Source organism: Phytobacter sp. V91 (assembly GCF_965644225.1).
Lineage (GTDB): Bacteria > Pseudomonadota > Gammaproteobacteria > Enterobacterales > Enterobacteriaceae > CBFFRJ01.
Genome location: NZ_CBFFRJ010000184.1, coordinates 1 through 7,600 on the forward strand (window position 1 = coordinate 1; position 7,600 = coordinate 7,600).

At 55.6% G+C, this 7,600-nt stretch carries 5 protein-coding genes and 1 pseudogene; 5 read left to right on the forward strand and 1 reads right to left on the reverse strand.

Annotated features, from left to right (window positions below; all coding sequences use genetic code 11):
• Positions 1 to 206: 206 nt before the first annotated feature.
• A pseudogene (locus ACSZO4_RS23760) lies at positions 207 to 659 on the reverse strand (thioredoxin); the annotation flags it as partial.
• A gap of 271 nt (positions 660 to 930) precedes the next feature.
• Between ACSZO4_RS23760 and ACSZO4_RS23765 the strand changes: the two are divergent.
• The 5 genes from ACSZO4_RS23765 to ACSZO4_RS23785 all read left to right on the forward strand — a co-directional run bounded on the left by ACSZO4_RS23765 (position 931) and on the right by ACSZO4_RS23785 (position 7,444).
• Positions 931 to 1,857 carry an aminoimidazole riboside kinase gene (locus ACSZO4_RS23765; protein ID WP_437891542.1) on the forward strand — a complete coding sequence of 309 codons (927 nt, stop codon included), beginning with the start codon at positions 931 to 933 and terminating at the stop codon, positions 1,855 to 1,857.
• Positions 1,858 to 2,008: 151 nt separating this feature from the next.
• Complete coding sequence (locus tag ACSZO4_RS23770; RefSeq protein WP_437891543.1) at positions 2,009 to 3,526, forward strand: carbohydrate porin; 1,518 nt, start codon at positions 2,009 to 2,011, stop codon at positions 3,524 to 3,526.
• Positions 3,527 to 3,594: 68 nt separating this feature from the next.
• Entirely contained in the window at positions 3,595 to 4,965 is a 1,371-nt protein-coding gene (locus ACSZO4_RS23775; protein WP_437891544.1) for a sucrose-specific PTS transporter subunit IIBC, read from the forward strand.
• Positions 4,965 to 6,374, forward strand: coding sequence for a sucrose-6-phosphate hydrolase (locus tag ACSZO4_RS23780; RefSeq protein ID WP_437891545.1), 1,410 nt, complete (start codon positions 4,965 to 4,967; stop codon positions 6,372 to 6,374). Before ACSZO4_RS23775 ends, ACSZO4_RS23780 begins: the two co-directional genes overlap by 1 nt.
• A gap of 29 nt (positions 6,375 to 6,403) precedes the next feature.
• On the forward strand, positions 6,404 to 7,444 hold the full coding sequence (locus ACSZO4_RS23785; protein WP_437891546.1) for a substrate-binding domain-containing protein: 1,041 nt from the start codon (positions 6,404 to 6,406) through the stop codon (positions 7,442 to 7,444).
• The last annotated feature ends 156 nt before the right edge of the window (positions 7,445 to 7,600 follow it).

Consider the following 7,600-nt stretch of genomic DNA (forward strand, 5'->3'; position numbering starts at 1 on the left):
AAACGTTTTGGATAAGAGGGGGGGGTAATACGGGCTACAAGTGGTTTACCTGATTTACCGGGCTTGCGTTTTCTGGGAGCTTTGCTGCGTGCCATTTTCATGAATCCCTGCGGAAATTAACATACCGCAGAGTATAAAACGGTCTGCCGATCATGAATACCATCGGAACCGCGAAGCGGTGACGCTCGCCCTGTAAGGGCGCTACTGTTCTGGCGGGAATATTTGCAGTGCCATTTGATTTCAGTCTGCAATTCCGGGCGCGCAAAGGCATCGCCCAGTTTTACGCCGCTGTAGTTTTCGATGCGCTCGATAATCTGCTGCGGCGTGACGTCCATATTTGGGCCGCTGCAATGGTCGGTAAACTCAAATTCTTCCCGATGGTCGGCAACCGCCTGCATCACTTTGTGGGCGGCATCACGGCCATTGGCGAGCGTGGAGGCGGCAAGAATGCAACGCACGATCACGCCAGAGTAAAGATGCCAGGGTTGCGATTGCAGGCGAATTTTTACCGTCACCTTATCTTCGCCCACTTCCCTGAGCAGGGCATCCAGCTTGTTAAATGCCCGCACTGAGAACGGACAGGTCGGTTCCAGAAAAACTTCGAAAGTGCGCGGGCCGTGGCCCCAGACCAGCGGTTCGGCATGTAACGGTTGGCTCATGTTCACTCCTGATATTGAGTAATAAGTTGTGGCAAAAGTGGAGGGCGATAAGAAAGAGAATATCAGGATGTGTTTTCGTGAGGCACTGGAAATGTTGGATTTGTCTCGGTTGCAGGCTAAACCGCCCAAAACGCCAACCCAGGCTGACTTTATTCGCCCGGGGGCTGAGTTCTGTACCTGCAGACGAAAAGTTTTCTCTCGCTGCCAGAATTGATTGATTTGCTAAACCGGTTTAATTAAATTTTAGCAAAACATAAATTGGGAGAAAACCATGTCAGCTCAAGTCTGGTGTCTGGGGGATGCCGTCGTTGATTTGTTACCTGAGGGTGACGGGAAATTAATCCAGTGTGCTGGAGGCGCCCCTGCCAATGTCGCCGTCGGCATTGCGAGGCTGGAGGGCAAAAGCGGTTTTATTGGTCGGGTGGGTCAGGATCCGTTTGGCCGATTTATGCAGGCAACCCTCTGTCAGGAAAAGGTCAACACCGACTTTATGATCTTTGACGAGGCGCATCGCACCTCCACGGTGGTTGTCGCGCTGGATGATGACGGCGAACGCTCCTTCACCTTTATGGTCCGCCCCAGCGCCGATCTCTTTTTACAGGCCGATGAGTTGCCCACTTTTCAGCCCGGAGAGTGGCTGCACTGCTGCTCCATTGCGTTATCGGCAGAACCTTCGCGTCATGCCGCCCTGTCTGCCATGCGGCTCATACGTGACGCGGGGGGATTTGTCAGTTTTGACCCCAATATTCGCGCCGATCTCTGGCAGGATCCGCAGGTGCTGCACCGCTGCCTGGCTTACGCATTTGAGCTGGCCGATGTGGTAAAGCTTTCCGAAGAGGAGCTTGCCTTTATCACGGCTTCCACTGACTTAAAAACCGGTATGAAAGTCCTCGTCAGGCGTTTCTCTTTCAAGCTGTTGCTGGTTACCCAGGGCAAAGCGGGCGTGCTGGCGCTGTTTCAGGGCGATATTTTCCATTATCCCTGTATGCCGGTGTTGAGCGTGGACACCACCGGAGCGGGCGATGCCTTTGTTGCCGGATTGCTGTGGCGACTGGCGCAGGAGGGCTTACCCAAAAATGAGCCGGAGCTGGCCTCCTGCCTGAGCAGCGCACAGCGCTGTGGCGCGCTGGCGACAACGGCGAAAGGGGCCATGACGGCACTACCCCGACTTGAGGCCCTGACGGCCACCCTGGGCTGATTTTAGCCTTGATTTGCGACCCTCCTCACAATCACTAAACCGGTTTAGCAATTTTATTTGCGTGCTGAAATTAACCTTGATTATGATTCTTGTTAAACCGGTTTAGCAAAAATTCAACACTCTTACCTCTTTTCATAGGGACGCAAAAACAATGAGAAAAAGCACGCTCGCTATCACGCTTGGATTGTTACTGGGTTCGGGGTCGGCGCTTGCGGCAGACGCGGGGATGGGCAGTATTGAAGCGCGCCTTGCTGCACTTGAGCAACGCTTGCAGGCTGCGGAACAGCGGGCAACGAATGCAGAAAAAAGAGCCCAGGCCGCGGAGTTACAGGCAAAAAACCTCGCAACGGAGCAACAAAAAACGCAAACCACCACCGCAGAAGTCGCACAACGCACCACGCAACTGGAGCAGAAATCCTCCCAGGAAGGCGGGTTTGAGTTCCATGGCTACGCCCGTTCGGGTCTGCTAATGAGCGACTCGGCGGCCAAAACCCAGGGCGGTCCTGGGATGACGCCTGCCGGTGAAAGCGGTGGCCACGTCGGGCGTCTGGGCAACGAACCTGACACCTATGTTGAGTTGAATCTTGAACATAAACAGACTCTCGCCAGCGGGGCCACTACCCGCTTTAAAGTGATGCTGGCTGACGGGCAGCGCAGCTACAACGACTGGACTGCATCCAGCAGCGATCTCAACCTACGTCAGGCATTCACTGAGTTGGGTCATCTGCCCACGTTCAGCGGCGCATTTAAAGATTCCACCGTCTGGGCCGGTAAACGCTTTGACCGCGATAATTTTGATATCCACTGGATCGACTCGGACGTGATTTTCCTCGCCGGTACCGGTGCTGGCGTCTACGACGTGAAGTGGAGCGATAACGCGCGCAGTAACTTCTCACTCTATGGTCGTACCTTCGGCGATATCGAGAACAGCGAAAACAACGCCCAGAACTACATCCTGACCCTGAACAACTATTTCGGTCCGGTACAGGCGATGGTCAGCGGCATGCGGGCGAAAGATAACGACGACCGCGTCGATCTCGACGGCAATAAAGTCAAAAGTGATGCGGCTGAAACCGGCGTCCATGCTCTGTTAGGACTGCACAATGAGAGTTTCTACGGTCTGCGTGACGGGGCGTCGAAAACGGCGTTGCTGTACGGTCACGGGCTTGGTGCAGAGGTCAAATCGGTGGGGTCTGATGGCGCGTTGCTGCCGCAAGCGGATACCTGGCGTCTGGCGACTTACGGCATGACGCCGCTGGGCGGCGGCTGGCATATTGCGCCAGCGGTGCTGGCTCAGAGCAGCAAAGACCGCTACGTCAAAGGCGACAGCTACGAGTGGGCGACCTTCAACATGCGTCTGATTCAGGAACTGACGCAGAATTTCGAAATGCAGTACGAAGGCAGCTACCAGTACATGGATCTCAAACCTGAGGGCTACAACAGTCGTAATGCGGTGAACGGCAGCTTCTACAAACTTACCGTGGCGCCAACGCTGAAAGCGGGCGATGTCGGCGAGTTCCTGAAACGTCCTGAACTGCGTCTTTTCGCCTCCTGGATGGACTGGGATCACAAGCTGGACAACTATGCCAGCGATGATGCCCTTGGCAGCAACGGCTTTAAGTCCGGCGGCGAATGGACCTTCGGCGTGCAGATGGAAACCTGGTTCTGATAATAGGGCCCCGGTAAGGGGCTCTCTACGCGCTAATTATTATAAATTTCTATAAAACAGAGGCTTATATGGACTTCGAACAGATTTCCCGGTCGCTATTACCGCTGCTGGGCGGCAAGGACAATATCGTCAGCGCCGCGCATTGCGCCACGCGCCTGCGGCTGGTTCTGGCGGAAGATGCCAAAGCGGACACCACCGCGATCGGCAAAATTGACGGCGTAAAAGGCTGCTTCCGCAACGCCGGGCAGCTACAGGTCATTTTCGGCACTGGCGTGGTGAACAAAGTCTACGCGGCGTTTATTCAGGAGGCAGGCATTGGCGAAACGAGCAAGTCAGAGGCGGCGGCCATTGCGGCGCGCAAACTGAATCCTTTCCAGCGCGTGGCCCGTCTGTTGTCCAACATTTTTGTCCCAATAATCCCGGCCATTGTGGCATCGGGTTTGTTGATGGGGCTGCTGGGGATGGTGAAAACCTACGGCTGGGTGAACCCGGATAATGCGCTGTATATCATGCTGGACATGTTCAGCTCTGCGGCCTTTATTATTCTGCCGATCCTTATTGGCTTTACCGCTGCAAGGGAATTTGGCGGTAACCCTTATCTGGGGGCGACGCTCGGCGGCATTCTGACTCACCCGGCCCTGACCAACGCCTGGGGCGTGGCCGCCGGGTTCCATACCATGAACTTTTTTGGTATCGAAGTGGCGATGATCGGCTATCAGGGCACGGTTTTCCCGGTGCTGCTCGCCGTCTGGTTTATGAGCCTTGTCGAAAAACAACTTCGCAGAATGATTCCGGACGCGCTGGACCTGATCCTGACGCCATTTTTAACCGTGATCATTACCGGTTTTGTCGCGCTTCTCATCATCGGCCCGGCAGGGCGTGCGCTGGGTGACGGTATCTCCTTTGTTCTGAGCACCCTTATCACCCACGCAGGCTGGCTGGCAGGGCTGCTGTTCGGCGGGCTTTACTCGGTGATTGTTATCACTGGCGTGCATCACAGCTTCCACGCAATCGAAGCCGGGTTGCTGGGGAATCCTTCTATCGGCGTGAACTTCCTGCTGCCCATCTGGGCGATGGCTAATGTAGCCCAGGGCGGAGCCTGTCTGGCGGTATGGTTCAAGACCAAAGACGCTAAAATTAAAGCCATTACGCTGCCGTCGGCGTTTTCTGCCGTTCTTGGCATCACGGAAGCGGCGATTTTTGGTATCAACCTGCGGTTTGTGAAACCCTTTATTGCGGCACTGATTGGTGGCGCAGTCGGTGGGGCCTGGGTGGTTTCGGTGCATGTCTATATGACCGCTGTCGGCCTGACGGGGATCCCGGGGATGGCGATTGTGCAGGCAAGCTCGCTGCTGAATTACGCCATCGGCATGGTGATTGCCTTTAGCGTCGCCTTTATTATCTCTTACCTGCTTAAATACAAAACGGACTCAGAATAATGACTTCATCGACCCTGTTGCCAGAGATTTTACTCTCAGTGCTGAAAGGCCAGCCAAAAGCGATGCGGGACCCTCACTACCCGGCCTGGCACCTGGCCCCGGTGACAGGGCTGCTGAATGACCCAAACGGCTTTATCCATTTCCAGGGGCGGTTTCATCTTTTCTATCAATGGAATCCGCTCGGCTGTCAGCACAATCACAAGTGCTGGGGGCACTGGAGTTCGGCGGACCTGCTGCACTGGCAGCACGAGCCGTTAGCCCTGATGCCCGTGGACGAGTATGACCGCAGCGGCTGTTATTCCGGCAGCGCGGTCGACAACCAGGGCGAACTGACGCTGTGCTACACCGGCAACGTGAAATTTGCTGAGGGCGGCCGCACGGCGTGGCAGTGCCTGGCGGTGCAGAACGCCGACGGCGGATTTGATAAGCAGGGGCCGGTTATTGCGTTGCCGGAGGGCTATACCGGACACGTCAGAGATCCCAAAGTCTGGCGACACGAAAATCAGTGGTACATGGTGCTCGGCGCTCAGGATCTGACGTTGCATGGCAAGGTGCTGCTGCTGCGTTCGGACGATTTGCACCACTGGCAGTTACTCGGGGAGCTTGCCGGTAGTGGTCTTGGCGGCTTAGGCGAAGCGGGGTATATGTGGGAGTGCCCGGACCTGTTCACCATCGGGGCGGATACTTTCCTGATTTGCTGCCCGCAAGGGGTTGCCCGCGAAGAGCACCGTTTCCTCAATACGCACTCCAGCGCCTGGCTGAGCGGGAGATTCTCTCCTGAACAGGCGACGTTCGAGCATGGGGAGTTGCATGAGCTTGACGCCGGGTTTGAATTTTATGCGCCGCAAACCACTTTAAGCGCCGACGGGCGGCGTCTGCTGGTGGGCTGGATGGGCGTGCCGGATGGTGAAGAGATGCGTCAGCCTACGCTGGCGCAGGGCTGGATCCATCAGATGACCTGCGTGCGCGAGCTTTCATCCCGCAACGGCAGGCTGTATCAACAGCCGGTGCGCGAACTTCAGGCGCTGCGTGAAGAAGAGTGCAACTTTAGCGGACTTGCGGATAGCGCCCCCGTTCTTGACGCTCAGCGTCTGGAATTGCTGATTGAAAGCGAAGGCGAGCTGACGCTGAATTTTGGCGATACGCTGATTTTGCACTGGCATAAAAACCAGCTGCGTCTCGACCGCCGGAGTCTGGAAAACGGTGAGTGGCTCTCGCGTTACTGGCAGGGGGAAGCAACGATGCTGCAAATCCTCTGTGACCACTCCAGCATCGAAATCTTTATCAATGACGGCGCTGGCGTGATGAGCAGCCGTTACTTCCCGTCACATCCCGCGCAATTAACCTTTGGCGGAAGAGGAGAACTGCGGGTGCAATACTGGTCGTTACAGCCTTGCGTGGTAGAATAACGGCTTGTTTCATTAACCGATGTATTGTCGTGAGAAAAACAAAACGCGTTACCATCACTGATATCGCCGCGCTGGCGGGCGTCTCAAAAGCCACCGCCAGCCTGGTGCTCAATGGTCGAGGTAAAGAGTTACGCGTGGCGCAGGAAACCCGTCAACGTGTGCTTTCTCTTGCTCAGCAGCACCACTATCAGCCGAGTATCCATGCCCGGCTGTTGCGCGAGGATCGCAGCCACACGCTCGGACTGGTGGTGCCTGAGATAACCAACCACGGGTTTGCCGCCTTTTCTCATGAGCTCGAAAACTTGTGTCGCGAGGCGGGCTTACAGCTTCTGATTTCCTGCACCGACGAAAACGCCAGTCAGGAATCGGTGGTGGTCAACAATCTGGTCTCCCGCCAGGTGGATGGGCTGATTGTTGCCTCCAGCATGCTCAACGACGCCGATTACCTGAAGCTCAGCGAGCAGTTGCCAGTGATACTGTTCGACCGCTATATGAACAGCACCTCTCTGCCGTTGGTCATTACCGATGCGGTGACGCCGACCGCCGATTTGGTTGAACGTCTGGCCCGTGCAAAACCGGATGAAATCTACTTTTTAGGCGGCCAGCCGCGGCTTTCACCCACCAAAGATCGTCTGACGGGCTTTACGCAAGGTCTGGAGAGAGCCGGGGTGACGTTGCGCCCTGAGTGGATCATTCATGGCAATTATCATCCGAGCAGCGGCTATGAAATGTTTGCCGCGCTCTGCGCGAAGCTGGGACGTCCACCGAAAGCGTTGTTTACGGCCGCATGCGGACTTCTTGAAGGGGTGCTGCGCTATATGAGCCAGCACCATTTACTGGAAAGCGATATTCAAATCGCCAGTTTCGACGATCACTATCTCTATGACTCGCTTTCACTAAGTATTGATACCGTTGAGCAGAATATTCCCCGGCTGGCGTATGACTGCTTTGACCTCATCACGCAGCTGATCGAAGGGAATGAACCGGGCGAACAGCAGCGGATTTTGCCGGCAACGCTGCGCCTGCGTAATGAGCAACTGAAAAAAGCAGATCCCACCGCGGCTGGCTGATTGCGCCGCAATCAATCAAGGTCTGAACGCCGCATCATCATTTCGATAATATGAAGGGGAACATCTTCCCCTTCATGCCGCTTAAGGAAGGTGCGATTTAATCGGTGGGGTTCAGTGGAGTCCTTATCTGTATTAGCCTTACCTTAGCTGAGCTGT

Bases quoted from the DNA above. Each gene is read 5' to 3' on its own strand.
- ACSZO4_RS23780 (WP_437891545.1), top strand. From the start codon at position 4,965: ATGACTTCATCGACCCTGTTGCCAGAGATTTTACTCTCAGTGCTGAAA.
- ACSZO4_RS23765 (WP_437891542.1), top strand. From the start codon at position 931: ATGTCAGCTCAAGTCTGGTGTCTGGGGGATGCCGTCGTTGATTTGTTA.
- ACSZO4_RS23775 (WP_437891544.1), top strand. From the start codon at position 3,595: ATGGACTTCGAACAGATTTCCCGGTCGCTATTACCGCTGCTGGGCGGC.
- ACSZO4_RS23770 (WP_437891543.1), top strand. From the start codon at position 2,009: ATGAGAAAAAGCACGCTCGCTATCACGCTTGGATTGTTACTGGGTTCG.